Origin of the sequence: Paraburkholderia sp. 31.1, assembly GCF_014397645.1 — a bacterium.
Classification (GTDB): Bacteria; Pseudomonadota; Gammaproteobacteria; order Burkholderiales; family Burkholderiaceae; genus Paraburkholderia; species Paraburkholderia tuberum.
Genome location: NZ_VZQN01000259.1, coordinates 1 through 252, shown reverse-complemented (window position 1 = coordinate 252; position 252 = coordinate 1). Strand labels below are relative to the sequence as shown.

1 tRNA gene and 1 rRNA gene are annotated in these 252 nt (G+C 56.3%); both read left to right on the top strand.

The annotated features are described in order from the left end of the window. Nucleotides 1-50, top strand: a 16S ribosomal RNA gene (locus F6X37_RS36570); the annotation flags it as partial. Nucleotides 51-125: 75 nt separating this feature from the next. After that, nucleotides 126-202, top strand: a tRNA-Ile gene (locus tag F6X37_RS36195). Nucleotides 203-252 lie beyond the last annotated feature (50 nt).

Sequence of the window (252 nt, the reverse complement as noted above, 5' to 3'; positions counted from 1 at the left end):
AGTCGTAACAAGGTAGCCGTATCGGAAGGTGCGGCTGGATCACCTCCTTTCCAGAGCTGTGCATTCATTGCACTCAAGTGCTCACGCTTATCGGCTGTGGTTAGAAGAAACGCAGGCAGGCTCAGGGGTCTGTAGCTCAGCCGGTTAGAGCACCGTCTTGATAAGGCGGGGGTCGATGGTTCGAATCCATCCAGACCCACCAGTGTCTTGTCTGGTGAGCTGAAGGGCTGGGGCCGCTGGAATATCTGTGGG